Below are 14,773 nucleotides of genomic sequence, written 5' to 3'. Positions count from 1 at the left end.
GCGCAATTAGAGAACAGAACCGGTAAAAGCGTAGAGCTCTGACTTAATTGAGCGGGCCATTTGGAAGAAAGAGGCCAGAGTCGGGATCCTTTTTATAGGGATCGCGACGTTTCTTTCTTAAATTTTGAAGAGGGTTTCGCTCTTGTGGCGGCATCATCTCAAACTTAAAGAGGGCATGGCCAATCTGGAGTTTAAGGTCACTGCTAAAGGAATCAAATAGAGCAAACGCTTCATGTTTGAATTCAAGAAGAGGATCTTTTTGACCGACAACCCGCATGTTCACCTCTGTGCGGAGGTGATCAATGGATAGGAGGTGGTCTTGCCACAGTTTATCGATGTTGCCAAGGAGGATACTTCGGACGATCTCATAAAGAACGGGATGGGCATTTACCTCTTTCCCCGTGTCTTCCTGAATGGAAGCGATTGTATGTGCTTCATGGTCGAGCTTAGCTTTGAAGATGTCGACAACTTGACTAGAGGCTTTCTTTTCAATATCTTCGATCGTATGATAGTCATCATCAAGTGCTTCCTCATCGATTGTGACAGGAAAATGGGTCATCAGCCACTCGGCGTATCCATGAGGATCCCAACCACCTTCTTCGGTTCGAGAAGTGAAGAATTGCCCTGCCATTTGAGAGCAGACTTCTTCGAGGACCTCTTCAGCAAGGGCAATAGAGGATTCTTGTCTTAAAATGTCGTTGCGGAATGCGTACACCTCTTGCCGCTGCTTGTTCATCACATCGTCATATTGCAGCGTATGTTTACGGATGGAGTAGTTTCGTTGTTCTACCCGTTTTTGCGCTGTTTCGATCGAACGATTAAGAACTTTTGCAGTGATTGGCTCTCCTTCAGGAGGGCGGAACCGCTGCAAGAAAGAGGTGAGTTTTGGAGAGGTGAAAAGCCGTAGGAGCTGGTCTTCAAACGAGACATAAAACTTCGAAGTTCCTGGGTCTCCTTGACGGGCACAGCGCCCGCGAAGCTGTCGATCAATACGTCTAGATTGGTGGCGCGTTGTTCCGATGACATGAAGTCCACCGGTCTCAGCAACACCGTCGCCTAATTTAATATCGGTTCCACGTCCTGCCATGTTTGTAGCAACGGTAATCGCTCCAGGCTGCCCTGCTTGAGCGATAATTTCAGCTTCCTTAGAATGATTTTTCGCATTGAGGATGGTGTAATTCAGTTTGTTTTGTTTTAGGATCCGTGCAAGTTTTTCAGAAACCTCAACAGACTCTGTTCCGATTAAGATGGGGCGTCCATTTCCATTAACTTCGATGATATCTTTGATAATTGCGTTGTATTTTTCCCGCTCAGACATGTAGATTTCATCGTCAGCATCTTTTCTAACACACTTTTTGTGGGTAGGGATATCCAGGACATCGATCTTATAAATTTCTTTCAGCTCGTTAGCTTCGGTCATTGCTGTACCGGTCATCCCAGCAAGCTTATCGTACATTCTGAAATAGTTTTGCAGGGTTATCGTAGCATAGGTCTGGGTCTCTTGTTGGATCGGAACGGACTCTTTTGCTTCAATGGACTGGTGCAAACCATCTGAAAAGCGACGCCCAGGTTGTGGACGCCCTGTATTCTCATCGATGATGACGATTTTTTCCTCTTGAACGATGTAATCGACATCTTTTTCCATCAAAAGGTGCGCACGGAAGAGTTGGCGCAAGTTATGTGAGCGCTCTTTTCGTCTGCTGTCTTCTTCTCGAAGAGCGATCTTTTTTTGCATTTTTTCTTGATCAGAAAGCGCAGGATTTCCATCTATATTTGCATACTCATGACCCAGGTCAAGCATCACAAAGTCATCTTTAGCTTCTTCGTTATCTCCTGTCCACGAGGCGATTCCCTTATCGGTCAATTCGTACTCGTTAGCTCTTTCGTCGACGATGATGTATAGCTCTGCAAGCATCTCATGACGCTCTTCTTTATTAGCCTCTGCATGGAAATAGGTTTCCCATTTTTCCATCACAGCTCGGAGCTCAGGGTTTTCTTTAAGTCTTTTGAGAATCTTATTTTGAGGGGTTCCTTTCCCTACAAGCCATAGCCTGCGGAATGCCTCTTCTTCTTCCTTGCTCTCTTGTTTAGAGAGCTTTTCTTGCTCTTCGACCTCTTTAAGACGTCCGAGTTTTTCGAGAACCTTGCGGGCATCGGAAGCAAGTTTATTACAGTGGTCTCTTTGCAGACGGACGATGCGAGACACTTCGGTTTTTAGTTCGTCGTACATCTGTCTAGATTGAGCAGTAGGCCCGGAAATAATGAGAGGAGTTCGTGCTTCGTCAATTAAGATAGAGTCGACTTCATCAATAATGGCAAAATGGTAGCCCCGTTGGCACTGCTCATCAATTGAATGGGCCATTGAGTTGTCACGCAGGTAGTCGAATCCAAATTCAGAAGCGGTTCCGTATACGATATCTGCCTTATAAATTTCTTTTCTTTCATGGGGAGGAACACTGTTTGTTAGGGATTTAACCGTTAGGCCAAGCCATCGGAAAATTTCTCCGATCCACTCACAGTCACGGTTTGCTAAGTAATCATTGACGGTGACCAAGTGAACGGGTTCACCCGTCAGGGCGTTAAGAAATAAAGGCATGGATGCGGTAAGGGTTTTCCCTTCACCCGTTTGCATCTCAGAGATACATCCATTGTGCATGGCAATACCACCAATAAGCTGCACATCGTAGGGGATCATGTCCCACTTCTGATCATACCCTGAAACGTGAATGCCAGTCCCGACCAAGCGGCGGCACACATTTTTGACAAGGGCATAAGCTTCAGGCAGAAGATCATCAACGGTCTCGTTTCCATTTAGCCTTTTGCGAAACTCCGACACCTTTTCTTTTGCTTGCTCATCAGATAGAGATTGGTACTCTTCCTCAAGCGCGTTAATCTTTTTGACAATTTTCTGAAACCGTTTTACCTGGCGGCTCTGAGCCGTACCAAAGATTCTTTTGATCAAACCAAACATCGTTACCTAATTTTTGTTTAACTAATCATTATAGCCTAAAACTGATTTTACGTGCTATCGTTACAACTATGAGCCTATTTGACTGTTCTAAACACCATCCCGCTGAGTCTTTTTTCTCAGAATTTGAGATTTCTTTCCATCCTATTTTGCTAAGTATCATGCGCAAAGAAATCTCAGATTCTGAAAAAAAATATTTCAAAACTCTGAAATTGTTAATAGTGAGATAGGTTCATGGCAGAGATTACCTACAGAGATCGGAAGACAGGAGAGCTAAGAAAAGAAAAAGTTTATGGCAAATTTTTTCTTGAAATTATCTATGGAAGCAGTCTCTTAGCGGAGCTTTTTTCAATGGTTCTCCTCCCCATTATTAGCGCCATTCCTTTCTTCTCCAACTTTTATGGAAGAAAGCAAAAGTCAAAAAAAAGTCGGCTAAAGATCCTCCCATTTATTCGAGATTTTAAGGTAGATGTTAGTGAATTCGCCGATTCCGTTGAAAGTTATGGATCGTTTAATGATTTTTTTGTCCGAAAACTTAAGCCTGAATCGCGCCCCATCGAAAAAGGAGAAAAAGTTGCAGTTCTTCCAGCCGATGGACGCTACCTCGTTTTTCAAGATGTTTCCAAGGTCGAGGGATTCTACGTAAAGGATAAGAAGTTTGATTTGCGCAGGCTTGTTGATGATGAGTTTGTGTTTGAGCTTTATAAACGGGGAAGCATGATGATTGCGCGCCTGTGTCCAACCGATTATCATAGGTTTCATTTTCCTTGTGCATGTATTCCGGGAACATCAAAGTTGATTAATGGCCCCCTCTTTTCAGTGAATCCCATTGCGCTTCGAAAGCATATCTCGATCCTCAATGAAAATAAGAGAGTGATCACACTGCTCGATGGTGGTTCTTTTGGGCAGATTGCGTATATTGAGGTAGGAGCCACTTGTGTGGGATCTATACAGCAAACGTATCAACCAAGCGAACTATGTGCAAAGGGATCGGAAAAAGGATACTTTGAATTTGGTGGGTCTTGCCTGATCCTCTTATTCCAGCCGGGGAAAATTCAATTTGAGCAAGACCTGATCGATGCTTCAAAAGAGTATGTTGAAACCTATGCTAAGATGGGAGAGCCTCTAGGATGTGGTTTCTAAATTGGGTGGTACCTTGATGCAAAAATTTTTAAAAGAAACGTAAAATCAATTTTCATAGAGGAATTTTCAGAAGTTCTAGGATAAGAAATATCCATTTATGGCAATATGTGAAAACAGAGAGTTAACTCATAAATAATAAACAACTTAAGTTATAGAATAGCGTTCTTTGAGTAAACGCTCTCCTATTTTGATAGTGAAGCAAAGAAACAAAATAAGTTTGATATTGCTGTATATCAACACCATATTCGTTGCAATAATGAGGAATCGAAGAAACACTTAGAGAAGTCATTTGAAATGATGGCTACTGGCATGGTTGGGGTTGCTTTATTGCCAGGCAAGTATGGTGTAGGGGCTCTTTCTATAATTGATTAGACTTGCATAAAGTAAAACCGAAGGAAACTGACTTTATGTTAAGAGAATCAATTACTGATGAGATCTGGGAAAAAATTGCTTCTTTGTTACCAGCTCCAAAAGGAAGACATGGGAATGATAACAGGCAATTTTCAGAAGCTGTCGATATAGTTGAGGCTCTCAATTTTACCAGTTCTTAATGTTCTTCACAAGCCTCCAAACCAAACAACCCAACACAGCGCAACTCTGAGGGCCAAAATTTTCTTAAAGCCTTAAAAATCGTTAAAAAGTAATTTCTTATTGCTTATCACTTCTTTGATAAGGATAACGCAATGTCTCGTCTCGTTAATCTTCTTAAAGCAACACTATTCACGCTATGTTTGCCTGCGATGATATGGCATGCACCAGCTAGCGCTACGCCAACAATCCAGAAGGTAAACACTTCCACAACATGGTCTCCCTGGGATTTGCTCAACTACGATACGTTGTCCTATCAAAGAATCACAGACTTTCTCTGGGAAGTAGCATACGGAGAAACTCTTGAGAAAAACCTCAGCTCCGCACAAGCTAATCAAGTCATGAACTTCGTAATTTTCTTAGCTAGAAATGGTCTGCAAGACGACGCCATAGAAGGCAAATCTGCACTCGAAGAGGACATTAAGTGGTTAAGAGGCGAACCCAATAATTCAACGCTTGCTCTTGATGATGACGATGACGAACGCAGTGAAGCTGGAAATTGGTGGTGGAATACCTCCTTAAAGGGATATGAAAACTACGGAGTTAAGGTTACTCCAGCTGTGCTTTACAGAAATCAATCTCCAAGAATCCTCAACTGCGGATGGATCTCTGAAAGCTGGAAAGCCACAAAAAAGTTCGTTAAAAAACATAAAAAAGAAGTCATCATCGCAGCAGTTGTTGTAGTTGCTGCTACTGTGGTAATTGTCGCTACGAGTGGTGCTGCTATGCCTGCTGTCGTTGGAGGAGCCGTTGCTGCGTCTGCGGATTCTGAGGGAAATGGAGATTTAAAGCCAAAAGGAACATCCAAGCCTAGGACACCCGTAAATAAGCCCGGGGAGATTTACGAACCATATGACGGTAATAATCATGATACTCAATTGGATAATACGCATCGTGACTATGATCAAGCGTCAAGGGTAACGCCAAAATCAGAACCTACTCCAGAGAAAAATACTCTGCTAATAGAGACTATCGAAAGGCAAAACACCACCCTTAAAGAAGAACTCAGTCAAGAGCTTTTGATAGCTTCTGAGGGAATGAACGTCCCTAAAGAAGAGATGTCATCTTTTTGGTCTCAAGCAGCTGATAAAGCGAGAGAGGTTGGTTCTGTTGTCGTCCATGAAGTCTACGATGGAGTCACAGAACAGCTTAAAATTATATTAGGTGCTACAGGTTATATATCTGAGAAGCTCAATAATACTTCGGAGTATTTCAAAGACATGGATCCGTTTGAGAAAGATCCTCGAGAAGCCTTCCAAGAAAGCGTGGTTACTGGGCATGAAAAAATTGATGCGGTTTTTGGCACAGAACATGCTAATATGTATACTGACGAGGCAAAGGAAACTAGAGATAAGCTTACCACTGGAGTGCTTCCTCCTCCTGGTGGGTTTAGTAACGTAGCTAAAAATGGAAAGCCTTTAAGCCAAGCATATATAACCGCGAAAAATGGAGGTAAGCATTCTAAGCTTATAGCTGAGTATGGTGGTCGATCTACCAGAGAAATTGAAAAAAGTATAAGAAGCTACGAAAAGCAGATTATTAAACACAAAGATAAAATTGCGAATCCTTCGAAGTATGTTCCAGAATGGGATTCACTCCACCCAAACCAAAAAAAGTCCCTATTAGAAAAAGGGTGGCCGAAGGAGATAAAGTGCTATACAGCGCAAAAAGAAATATTGGAAGGCATCTTAATTGAATTGGAGTAAACCTCATGAGAAAAGAAAGCTTGAATAACTACATCAACGAAATAACAGAATTGTTTAAAGACAATGCAAAAAGGGCAAAACAAGATGCGGACAAACCTGGTGAAGGCGAATCTCTTGACTTCAATACGGGGTTTCTTATGGCTTATCACGAGGTAATAGCTACAATGAAAAACCAAGCTCCGATCTTCCACATTGATGAAAAGGACATTGGCCTAGCTGACATAGAACCAGAAAGAGACTTGCTTTGATCTAGATAGTGTCGTCATGAGATAGAAGCCCAAAGAGCGATACAACGAATTTGCACTGCAGCTATGAATGAAGCTGTGTTTTTGGCATATCGAGTGGCTATTCCACGCCATCGTTTTAGGTGGAGAAAAGCATTTTCTACAAGGTGTCGAAGCTTATATAGTTCTTTATCAAATTCCCTCCATTTTTTGCGATTTGACCTCAGAGGAATGACTGGATTTATGCCCTGGCTCTCGGCTTGCAATATAATTGCGTCACTATCATAAGCTTTATCGGCGAGCAAATGCTCTGCTGAAATACCTTGGATCAAGAAACTTGCTTGAGTGCTGTCATGAGTGGTACCTTGCGTAACAACAATTCGGACTGGCATACCATGTGCATCCTCGGAGTATTTCAAAGACATGGATCCGTTTGAGAAAGATCCTCGAGAAGCCTTCCAAGAAAGCGTGGTTACTGGGCATGAAAAAATTGATGCGGTTTTTGGCACAGAACATGCTAATATGTATACTGACGAGGCAAAGGAAACTAGAGATAAGCTGACCACTGGAGTGCTTCCTCCTCCTGGTGGTTTTGGTAATCAAGTCAAAAAATCGTCCAATTTCTTTGAAAAGAACATAAAGCATATTTTTAGAGATAAACCGGGGCATTTGTCTGACACCGCAGCGAATAGGAAATTACTACTTGAAGTTGCTGGGGAGCCAAATAATTTTCTAGGGGTGGATAAATACGGAAAATCTTGGCATGCTAAAATCCAAAAAGACGGGAGTCAAGTCTGGACCTTTTCTCAAAATGGGGAAATAAGAGACGGTGGATTAAATAAGACCCCGAGAAATTTTCATCCAGAGGCAGGGCTTGCGAGCCCAGTGAAACCAGGACAAAAGAATGGAAAAAGTTGAAAAAACCCTTACTTATCTTGAAGCTTTCAATGGGATGAGAGAGTTTTTAGAGATGTACTATAATAACACAAAGTCAGATGACGTTGGAGACATCTTAAGTGCTACGCAATTGTCAATTTGGGAAGAAGGTGGAACAGCAGACCCTGCCTCCTGGGGAGAATGGATTAAATGTGTAGAAAAAGCGAAACAGAATAAAGACTCCTAAATCGCAAACATCAAAAGCTGCCCTGTATGAGCCTCTTCTAGGACAAACAAATCTTTCTGCTCCAGAGTTTCTATCTCCAAAGTTTTCTCTATTAAATGGGGTAGGACAATCAATTCTGCGAATTTTTGTAATGCTTACGATTGTGATATTCTTTATGCACTTCGGACACATCATCTTTGACCCCATCAAAAAATATTTAAAATTTACATTGGATAGAATACGGGAATTCTTTGATATGTGGTTGTAAATCTTTGATTAGATAACCGCTATCGATTAAGCTCTTATGGCATCTTGATCAAACTAGTAGGATGAGCCGATGCAGAAGTTAACACATCTTAGAGTCCCTCAGAACCTCCCTCCTCCCTCCAGCTCCTCAGAAAGCTCTACCTCTAGCGATCATTCATGCGGTTATAGTTCTGCATCTAGTTCTCTAGAAAACTCTCCTCCGGAGCCTAATCCGTTATTAGATAGAGCACTTTTGAATTCTCGCGGATTTGGGAAACAAGTAAGGGCTATTGAAGCACTACAGAATCCTGCTTACCACAGTGGAATCGGAAATCCTTGGAGCGAAATGCTTCCGATATATCCTAAGGGATTCTTTAAGAAAAGCATTACTAAGGTTGAATACAAAGCACTAGAAGCGGCAAAAGGTGTGAATAGAAGTAATAATTATCAGTTTGTAACATGGGTTGAAAAGGGTGAGACTAAAGCAGTCTCTATAGGAGAAATGAGTCACTCTGGGACTTTCCAAGATAGAGGTGGATTAAGTCAGGCTGGAAGAGCCTTGCAGAAGAAAACAGATAGGTTAGGATCAGTATTTCCAAAACCAAGTGGTAATATACATGAGGTAAATATGCAGGGACAAAAAGTGCTCGATGAAATATTGAATCATCCTGATAAAAGCATCTTAAAAGAACCTCATTTAAATTTCGGAGAGGTTTTAGATGTATGGCACCCAAATGGTCATGGTGCAAGATTCTCTAAAGACGGTAAAAAAATGATTGGATTTTTGGAGCCTAAAAAATGAAATACAAAGGATGGAAAACAATATTGGGGGATTTACCAGACAAGGAAAATCCTGTTGCAGATGTGTATTACGAAAATAATCAGATATTCCAAATATTTAAGGAGGATAATACAGGTTATACAATTATATTTGCTAACAACCCAGGTGCCAACTACTGGGAGTTCCCATACAACGAATCAATAGAAGTTCTCCAAGAGGCAAAAGATCACCTTTCTAAACTCCAACGAACACCAGAGCAACAAGAAGCTTATGAGGCGCGAATGAAAGAGCTTGAAAACTGGAATCCCACTCCAGAGGAAACAGCAGAGTATGAACGTAAGATGGAAGAACAGCGTAAAAAGTACTATGGATAAAATCTCTAACTAAAGGGCCAAAATACTGTGCTAAAGCTACATAAATCGCCAAAAAACAAATCTCAAGAAAACGCAGGAGAAGATCTCGAAAGGATCCTTGAAAATTTCAGGAACGATAAAGAAATATCTCCTGAGCTAAAAGAGTTCAAAGAACACTTCCGAGGACAGGAAGAACTTATCTTGGACTTGCTGTACTTTGTCTTTTTTACTGGATCCATGAATCTTGCAGATTCTTATGTCAAGCATGGAAAAGAAGAGGAGTCCACTCACGATATCACCAATCGTTTGGCATTTCTTGAGGAAGACGTCCGCAAAATGAAACGAAAAGTTAAGAATCTCTAGAGTGGGTCTCATACTTGCGCTATAAGAGCCTATCTTCTGCTTCCTGGTATGATGCTATAGCTTTATAAATACAACCTCTTTATATTTAGCGTGATATTTGCTAATCAAACCCAAAAAGGCAAAATATGGACATATTTGTAAAAGGACTAGCAGAAAGCGTGACTTCGTCTCAGCTCAAAGAACTCTTCAGCATGTACGGCAAGGTCACATGCTTGCTGGTTAACTTGAAAACAATTTTTCTCAAGTCATCCAAGTTTCTTGCTAGACGATCCATGCTATGAACGATCAAAATGTCACCTTCTCTAACATAATCGATCATAGCTTCAAGTTCAGGGCGATTCGTGCTTTTACCAGATGCTTTATCAGTAAATTTTCTGTCTAATTCTAATCCCTCTAGCTGGCGCTCGGGATTTTGATCGAAAGAACTAACGCGGACGTAACCAACTTTCTTTGTGCTTCATAAGGCCTCTCTAAACTGTCACATTAGAGTCTAAGACCTTGAGCAAAAAGTGTCAACTTCGACTGTCACGATAGGGTCTACCCTATCTGGACAGTTGCTGGAATTCCATTTTTTATATATCATTCGTGAAATATTCAATATTAAGCCTAGATATTTCTTTATCAAAATGATCTCGAAATATTACGGGGTAGTTAGAAGAAATCCAAAAACGAAAGTTAGCGAGCTGTTCTTTTAGGTGTTTTTTATGAACTTTTTTCCAAGATTTTTTGAAATTAACATGCTCCGTATCAATTCTAATTAATTCTCCATCTATAAATCCAAAATTGCTTGTCAATTGAAGGTCTACCATTACAATTCCTTGATCATAGAGTCTTTTGGTAAAAGAAAGAAGGTCTGTGATTGCTAAAAAAGCCTGAGTATCGTTCCCACTTTGGATACATTCATTAATGTAATCACCAGAAACTATTGCTTCTTTTTGGATGTAGTAGAAAGATTTATCCATATCAATTTCTTTTCTTTTCCCATTTTTGTCATAAAAAACTATCGATTTTTTTAAAAAATTTGTTGGAGAAAAATGATAATAAATTATACCGCTTTCATCGTTTAGCAAAAGCCTAGAATTAATGCATCCCTCACAGTAGTTTTTTTTTAATTTAAGTTTTTTTTTAATTGAAGCTATATAATTTACAATAGGAATGTATTTTCTTTTCTTAGATGTATACTCTTTTTCTAAAAAAAACTTGATTACAACCCCCCCATTTATCGAAGCAAAAGCTTCGCTTGTTGATCCCTGATCAAGATATTTAAATTCATTACATAAATGAGGCAAAAGTTCTTTTTCTTTTCTAGGAGAATACGGTGTAGATAAACATGTACTTGAAAACCAGAGGGAATAATAGGAAATACAGATAACATCATATATAGCAGACCCTATTAGGGCTATCAAAGCAAAAAGAAATACTTTTTTGAGAAAGGAGATCATTGAAATATCTAGGCTTAATATTGAATATTTCACGAATGATATATAAAAAATGGAATTCCAGCAACTGTCCAGATAGGGTATACCCCAGACTAACACTCTGAAAACATCTCAAAAGTGTTAGATTGAAGTTGTTTTCATTTAAAATTGACACTTTTTACTTGAAGTCTTAGGCTCTGATGCAACACTTTAAGCAGAAAAGGAGCAACGTATGTCTACAGATATCAGCAAAGGACAAAAACTAGGATACATTAGAGTCAGCACATTTGATCAGAATCCTGAAAGGCAACTCGAGTCTTTGGATATAGATAAGAAGTTTGTGGATAAAGCTTCAGGTCGTAGCATCGACAGACCCAAACTAAAGGAGCTCATTGCATATGCTAGACAAGGTGATACCATCATTGCTTACAGCATGGATCGTTTAGCAAGAGACCTCAAAGACCTTCGAAACCTGGTTGAGCACTTTACTAGCAAAGACATCAAGGTGCAGTTCATTAAAGAGAACCTTACGTTTAGTGGTGATGACTCTGCTATGTCCAACCTATTGTTATCGATTATGGGAGGGTTTGCGGAGTTTGAGAGGAACCTCATCAAGGAAAGACAGCTAGAAGGAATCGCCTTAGCTAAGAAGAAAGGACTCTATAAAGGAGGGAAGCGAAAGCTGTCTGATGAACAGGTGCTTGATTTACAGAGACGATCACAGGATGGAGAACACAAAGCAAAGCTTGCTAGAGAGTTTGGCATTAGAAGGGAAACCGTCTATCAGTATCTGAGGCTCGAAGTCAGCGCTACTTAAGCTTATTGAAGTCCTATTTGTACTTGCTTTTGTTCTTGTAGTATCCTGCCTGACGTTTAGCAAAGCTATGCAGTTCAATAAGCATGTCTTTGTAGTCATCAGCGTTGCTGTCTGTTGATTGGTCTTGTGGGCCAGCTGGTTCGTAGAGATCTTCTTCAATCTCAAAGAATCCAGGTATATCTTCGTTGCTATCGGGTGTCATCATAAGCTTTACCTTAGTGATAGATTGATCCATCTAATAGCAGATCATGTAAGGATTATAGGGACCCAAAACCTCACAGATCGAGCCTAAAGGGGGGTGCCCCCAAAAAAGCATTCTTTTTAAATTTTTAATGTCTCTGATCTACGCGCGAATGAAAAATTTAAAAACGTGGTATATTGTCCGCATTTTGAGAGTGTTAACCAAAAGAATGAACTGGCAAAAATTTTTAAAAGAAACGTAAGATCAATTTTCATAGAGGAACTTTCAGAAGTTCTAGGATAAGAAATATCTATTTATGACAAGATGTGAAAAACAGCGAGCTAACTCATAAATAATAAACAAGTTAAGTTAAATAACAGCATTCTTTGAGTAAACACTCTCAATAAGGTTTTTCGGCTAATACCCTATCGGAAGGGTTCGAGAGCCGAAACTGAATTGTGTTATCTTGAGAAGTTTAGGTGGAAGGTTGAGCGAACGATTGCATGGTTAAAAACAAGGTACAGAAGAATCTCAATGAGATGGGAAAGGAGAGTCAAGTACTGGAATGGTTTTTTTGCAGTTTGCTCTCATAGGATTTTGGTTGAAGTTTTGTCTCAAAAAATCTTTTAAATTCTGGATAGGATCTTGTATACTTATATTCCAAAAATATTCTATAATTCTTTTTTTCAATCGTTTTGAATTTAAAATTTTAGGGATGGTAAAGCTATACCCAAACAATTTCAAAACTTGGATTTTCAATGGCGCCAAAGTGAAGATAAACATGCCAATTAAAAAGAGATAACCGGGTTTAAAATTTTAATTTTAACCCACTATAAGAACAAGGATAAATAAAATGGAACCTGTAAGTAGCAATCAGCCAAATCCTCCATCCATAAACGATAACTCTTTAGTGAGTAAGCATTTTGATCAAAAAAGGATTACAGACATTTTTAATGTTGAAAAGTGTGTCCAGGCCATAAATAAAGGTAGAGATTCCTTGGAACAGCAAGGTCTTGTATTAAAAACCATAACAGATGCTGATTTTGACAAGATCGATCCACTCGTCCAAGAATACGAGAAGGAGTTTGCCCCTTTGACAAAGAGCACTCCTAAAGCAGATGGAAGATATGAATTGGATACTCCCTGGACAGATCCTAATTGTGGGATCTATTTAATGAAACAAGATAAAGTCATTGGATTTTGCACTATAGAAATTTGTGATGACAACCTCCTTGATGTGGGTGAATTTTTTATCATAAAAAGTGAGAGACGAAAAGGTTATGGAAAAGAGTTTGCTCATGCTATTTTTGCTGCATTTCCAAGTAGATGGCAAGTACGCGAAATTGAAGCAGCAAAGAGTGCGCAAGATTTCTGGCTTATAACAATTCGTGAGTATACAAATAATGATTTCGAAAATGCAATGGCATCCGATGACTTCTGGGGCAATATCCATAAACAAACATTCAACTCTTTTTCTAGTTCTCCTCAAATTCTATTAGAGACAACTCAGAAGATATAAAAATACGAGATACCCAACTCTACATATCACTAGGAAAAGCATCATATGATTTTATAGCTAAGCTGTTTGGAGTTATAAGAGCTTCCGTGTTCAAATGGATAAGAAAAGAAGATGCGCTCATAGACAGACCCAAGATTTCTTCGAATATTAAGGAAATGGAATTTATGGAATTTGATGAGATGTGACATTTCATTGGTTCAAAAAAACAAGCTGTGGATCATCAAAGCCTTGGACCGTGCTTCAAGAAAAACTGTCGCATGGGTGCTCGGTCGTCGTAGCACTGCAACGTTACGAAAGATCTATAGCAAAGTCTGTCACCTAGATGACTGGCCTGCCGGTAGTGTTGCAAAAAACATTCATTCAAATGGAGACATTATTCGTCGGAAATCATTTTGCTATGCGTAAGATGGTATTTACGTTACTGTCTGAGCTATAGAAACTTGGAAGGGATGATGAATGAGCGTGGATTGAAGATCGATCACACCACGATTTATCGATGGGTTCAGCTTTATGGAGCTGAACTTAAAAAAAAGCTTCGAACTTTTGTAAAAAGACCCAACGATTCATGGAGAGTCGATGAAACCTACATCAAGATCAAAGGAATTTGGTACTACCTCTACAGAGCAATAGATTCGAATGGAGAAACAATCGATTTTTACTTAAGCGAAAGAAGGGACGCCCCTGCAGCGCTCACTATCTTCAAAAAATTAGCAAAAGCAGGAGAGCCGCGGGTTATTAATGTAGATAAGCATGCGTCTTATCCTCCAGCTTTTTCCTTTATGCAAGAAGAAGGTATTTTCAAGGAAACAAACCTCAGAAAAGTCAAATATCTTAATAACCTTCTGGAACAAGACCATAGAAATGTGAAAAGGCAATATCACTTTTCTATGGGATATCACAGCCTAGAAACGGCTAGGAATACAATAGATGGAATCGAGTCGATGCATATGATTTTCAAAGGACAAATTGAAGTGATATCGGGTGGAAATGCCTATGACGTAAAAACATTTATTGAAAGTTTATTTCAAGGGAACGAACTAGCAGCTTAACGACAAAAAGAGAGAAAAAAGCTTCTGCTTGGATGGACTTGGTGTTCTTTGCAACACTACTCACCTCCTGTTAAAGTCAAACAGCTTACATGAAAAGATCAATTAAATTTATGACTTTATTTTTTACGAATGGTATAACTTGTGAGAATCTTTCATTCTCTTCAGAAGAGCGCTTATTAAAATTCTGGTGGTCTTTAGTGTGTTTATTATCAAAGTTTTGAAACTGTTTCAATCCCGTTTTAGAGCTTTCTTTTGTAAATAATCCTCAACACTCTTATGCTTCTGGTATTCATTTATGACTTATTGGAGGTTGAT

General features: G+C 39.7%; 16 protein-coding genes and 3 pseudogenes. 14 read left to right on the top strand and 5 right to left on the bottom strand.

Annotated elements, in window-relative coordinates:
* Window positions 1-43: 43 nt before the first annotated feature.
* Window positions 44-2,971, bottom strand: coding sequence for a preprotein translocase subunit SecA (gene secA, locus R2I63_RS04985; RefSeq protein ID WP_316359488.1), 2,928 nt, complete (start codon window positions 2,969-2,971; stop codon window positions 44-46).
* Between the two features lie 231 nt (window positions 2,972-3,202).
* Between secA and asd the strand changes: the two genes are divergently transcribed.
* From asd to R2I63_RS04965, 4 genes are all read left to right on the top strand, one after another.
* Window positions 3,203-4,111: an archaetidylserine decarboxylase gene (gene asd / locus R2I63_RS04980; protein ID WP_316359487.1), complete on the top strand. Its 909-nt coding sequence runs from the start codon at window positions 3,203-3,205 to the stop codon at window positions 4,109-4,111.
* A 407-nt stretch (window positions 4,112-4,518) separates the two neighbouring features.
* Window positions 4,519-4,662: a hypothetical protein gene (locus R2I63_RS04975; RefSeq protein WP_316359485.1), complete on the top strand. Its 144-nt coding sequence runs from the start codon at window positions 4,519-4,521 to the stop codon at window positions 4,660-4,662.
* A 132-nt stretch (window positions 4,663-4,794) separates the two neighbouring features.
* A complete protein-coding gene (locus R2I63_RS04970; RefSeq protein WP_316359483.1) occupies window positions 4,795-6,405 on the top strand; it encodes a hypothetical protein in 1,611 nt (536 codons plus the stop codon).
* A 5-nt stretch (window positions 6,406-6,410) separates the two neighbouring features.
* On the top strand, window positions 6,411-6,653 hold the full coding sequence (locus tag R2I63_RS04965; RefSeq protein ID WP_316359481.1) for a hypothetical protein: 243 nt from the start codon (window positions 6,411-6,413) through the stop codon (window positions 6,651-6,653).
* 14 nt (window positions 6,654-6,667) lie between these two features.
* On the opposite strand, the pseudogene R2I63_RS04960 reads toward R2I63_RS04965, so the two are convergent.
* Window positions 6,668-7,048 (bottom strand): annotated as a pseudogene (locus R2I63_RS04960) (IS5 family transposase); the annotation flags it as partial.
* Between the two features lie 4 nt (window positions 7,049-7,052).
* On the opposite strand from R2I63_RS04960, the gene R2I63_RS04955 reads away from it, so the two are divergent.
* The 6 genes and pseudogenes from R2I63_RS04955 to R2I63_RS10635 all read left to right on the top strand — a co-directional run.
* A complete protein-coding gene (locus R2I63_RS04955; RefSeq protein ID WP_316359480.1) occupies window positions 7,053-7,547 on the top strand; it encodes a hypothetical protein in 495 nt (164 codons plus the stop codon).
* Window positions 7,534-7,752: a hypothetical protein gene (locus R2I63_RS04950; RefSeq protein ID WP_316359478.1), complete on the top strand. Its 219-nt coding sequence runs from the start codon at window positions 7,534-7,536 to the stop codon at window positions 7,750-7,752. The genes R2I63_RS04955 and R2I63_RS04950 overlap by 14 nt, the downstream gene beginning before the upstream one ends.
* A gap of 316 nt (window positions 7,753-8,068) precedes the next feature.
* Entirely contained in the window at window positions 8,069-8,779 is a 711-nt protein-coding gene (locus R2I63_RS04945; protein ID WP_316359476.1) for a hypothetical protein, read from the top strand.
* Window positions 8,776-9,132, top strand: coding sequence for a hypothetical protein (locus tag R2I63_RS04940; RefSeq protein ID WP_316359474.1), 357 nt, complete (start codon window positions 8,776-8,778; stop codon window positions 9,130-9,132). Before R2I63_RS04945 ends, R2I63_RS04940 begins: the two co-directional genes overlap by 4 nt.
* A gap of 27 nt (window positions 9,133-9,159) precedes the next feature.
* Window positions 9,160-9,474, top strand: coding sequence for a hypothetical protein (locus R2I63_RS04935; protein WP_316359472.1), 315 nt, complete (start codon window positions 9,160-9,162; stop codon window positions 9,472-9,474).
* 125 nt (window positions 9,475-9,599) lie between these two features.
* Window positions 9,600-9,656, top strand: a pseudogene (locus tag R2I63_RS10635) (hypothetical protein); the annotation flags it as partial.
* An 8-nt stretch (window positions 9,657-9,664) separates the two neighbouring features.
* On the opposite strand, the pseudogene R2I63_RS04930 reads toward R2I63_RS10635, so the two are convergent.
* Together R2I63_RS04930 and R2I63_RS04925 are read right to left on the bottom strand one after the other, a co-directional pair.
* A pseudogene (locus tag R2I63_RS04930) lies at window positions 9,665-9,925 on the bottom strand (recombinase family protein); the annotation flags it as partial.
* A gap of 121 nt (window positions 9,926-10,046) precedes the next feature.
* Window positions 10,047-10,949, bottom strand: coding sequence for a hypothetical protein (locus tag R2I63_RS04925; protein WP_316359470.1), 903 nt, complete (start codon window positions 10,947-10,949; stop codon window positions 10,047-10,049).
* A 175-nt stretch (window positions 10,950-11,124) separates the two neighbouring features.
* On the opposite strand from R2I63_RS04925, the gene R2I63_RS04920 reads away from it, so the two are divergent.
* Window positions 11,125-11,709 carry a recombinase family protein gene (locus R2I63_RS04920; protein WP_316359468.1) on the top strand — a complete coding sequence of 195 codons (585 nt, stop codon included), beginning with the start codon at window positions 11,125-11,127 and terminating at the stop codon, window positions 11,707-11,709.
* A gap of 13 nt (window positions 11,710-11,722) precedes the next feature.
* Here R2I63_RS04920 and R2I63_RS04915 read toward each other — a convergent pair whose 3' ends face one another.
* Complete coding sequence (locus R2I63_RS04915; protein ID WP_316359467.1) at window positions 11,723-11,914, bottom strand: hypothetical protein; 192 nt, start codon at window positions 11,912-11,914, stop codon at window positions 11,723-11,725.
* Window positions 11,915-12,743: 829 nt separating this feature from the next.
* On the opposite strand from R2I63_RS04915, the gene R2I63_RS04910 reads away from it, so the two are divergent.
* The 3 genes from R2I63_RS04910 to R2I63_RS04900 all read left to right on the top strand — a co-directional run bounded on the left by R2I63_RS04910 (window position 12,744) and on the right by R2I63_RS04900 (window position 14,458).
* On the top strand, window positions 12,744-13,409 hold the full coding sequence (locus R2I63_RS04910; RefSeq protein ID WP_316359465.1) for a GNAT family N-acetyltransferase: 666 nt from the start codon (window positions 12,744-12,746) through the stop codon (window positions 13,407-13,409).
* A gap of 174 nt (window positions 13,410-13,583) precedes the next feature.
* The gene (locus R2I63_RS04905; protein ID WP_316359464.1) at window positions 13,584-13,814 is read left to right on the top strand and encodes a hypothetical protein; all 231 of its coding nucleotides are present in this window, start codon (window positions 13,584-13,586) and stop codon (window positions 13,812-13,814) included.
* The gene (locus R2I63_RS04900; RefSeq protein WP_316359761.1) at window positions 13,796-14,458 is read left to right on the top strand and encodes an IS6 family transposase; all 663 of its coding nucleotides are present in this window, start codon (window positions 13,796-13,798) and stop codon (window positions 14,456-14,458) included. Before R2I63_RS04905 ends, R2I63_RS04900 begins: the two co-directional genes overlap by 19 nt.
* Window positions 14,459-14,773 lie beyond the last annotated feature (315 nt).

Source organism: Candidatus Neptunochlamydia sp. REUL1, from assembly GCF_963457595.1.
Lineage (GTDB): Bacteria > Chlamydiota > Chlamydiia > Chlamydiales > Simkaniaceae > Neptunichlamydia.
This window is presented reverse-complemented; position numbering and strand designations above follow the sequence as displayed.

Bases quoted from the DNA above. Each gene is read 5' to 3' on its own strand.
- R2I63_RS04970 (WP_316359483.1), top strand. From the start codon at position 4,795: ATGTCTCGTCTCGTTAATCTTCTTAAAGCAACACTATTCACGCTATGT.
- R2I63_RS04910 (WP_316359465.1), top strand. From the start codon at position 12,744: ATGGAACCTGTAAGTAGCAATCAGCCAAATCCTCCATCCATAAACGAT.
- R2I63_RS04940 (WP_316359474.1), top strand. From the start codon at position 8,776: ATGAAATACAAAGGATGGAAAACAATATTGGGGGATTTACCAGACAAG.
- R2I63_RS04905 (WP_316359464.1), top strand. From the start codon at position 13,584: ATGAGATGTGACATTTCATTGGTTCAAAAAAACAAGCTGTGGATCATC.
- asd (WP_316359487.1), top strand. From the start codon at position 3,203: ATGGCAGAGATTACCTACAGAGATCGGAAGACAGGAGAGCTAAGAAAA.
- secA (WP_316359488.1), bottom strand. From the start codon at position 2,971: ATGTTTGGTTTGATCAAAAGAATCTTTGGTACGGCTCAGAGCCGCCAG.
- R2I63_RS04975 (WP_316359485.1), top strand. From the start codon at position 4,519: ATGTTAAGAGAATCAATTACTGATGAGATCTGGGAAAAAATTGCTTCT.
- R2I63_RS04915 (WP_316359467.1), bottom strand. From the start codon at position 11,914: ATGATGACACCCGATAGCAACGAAGATATACCTGGATTCTTTGAGATT.
- R2I63_RS04950 (WP_316359478.1), top strand. From the start codon at position 7,534: ATGGAAAAAGTTGAAAAAACCCTTACTTATCTTGAAGCTTTCAATGGG.
- R2I63_RS04920 (WP_316359468.1), top strand. From the start codon at position 11,125: ATGTCTACAGATATCAGCAAAGGACAAAAACTAGGATACATTAGAGTC.
- R2I63_RS04965 (WP_316359481.1), top strand. From the start codon at position 6,411: ATGAGAAAAGAAAGCTTGAATAACTACATCAACGAAATAACAGAATTG.
- R2I63_RS04945 (WP_316359476.1), top strand. From the start codon at position 8,069: ATGCAGAAGTTAACACATCTTAGAGTCCCTCAGAACCTCCCTCCTCCC.
- R2I63_RS04955 (WP_316359480.1), top strand. From the start codon at position 7,053: ATGGATCCGTTTGAGAAAGATCCTCGAGAAGCCTTCCAAGAAAGCGTG.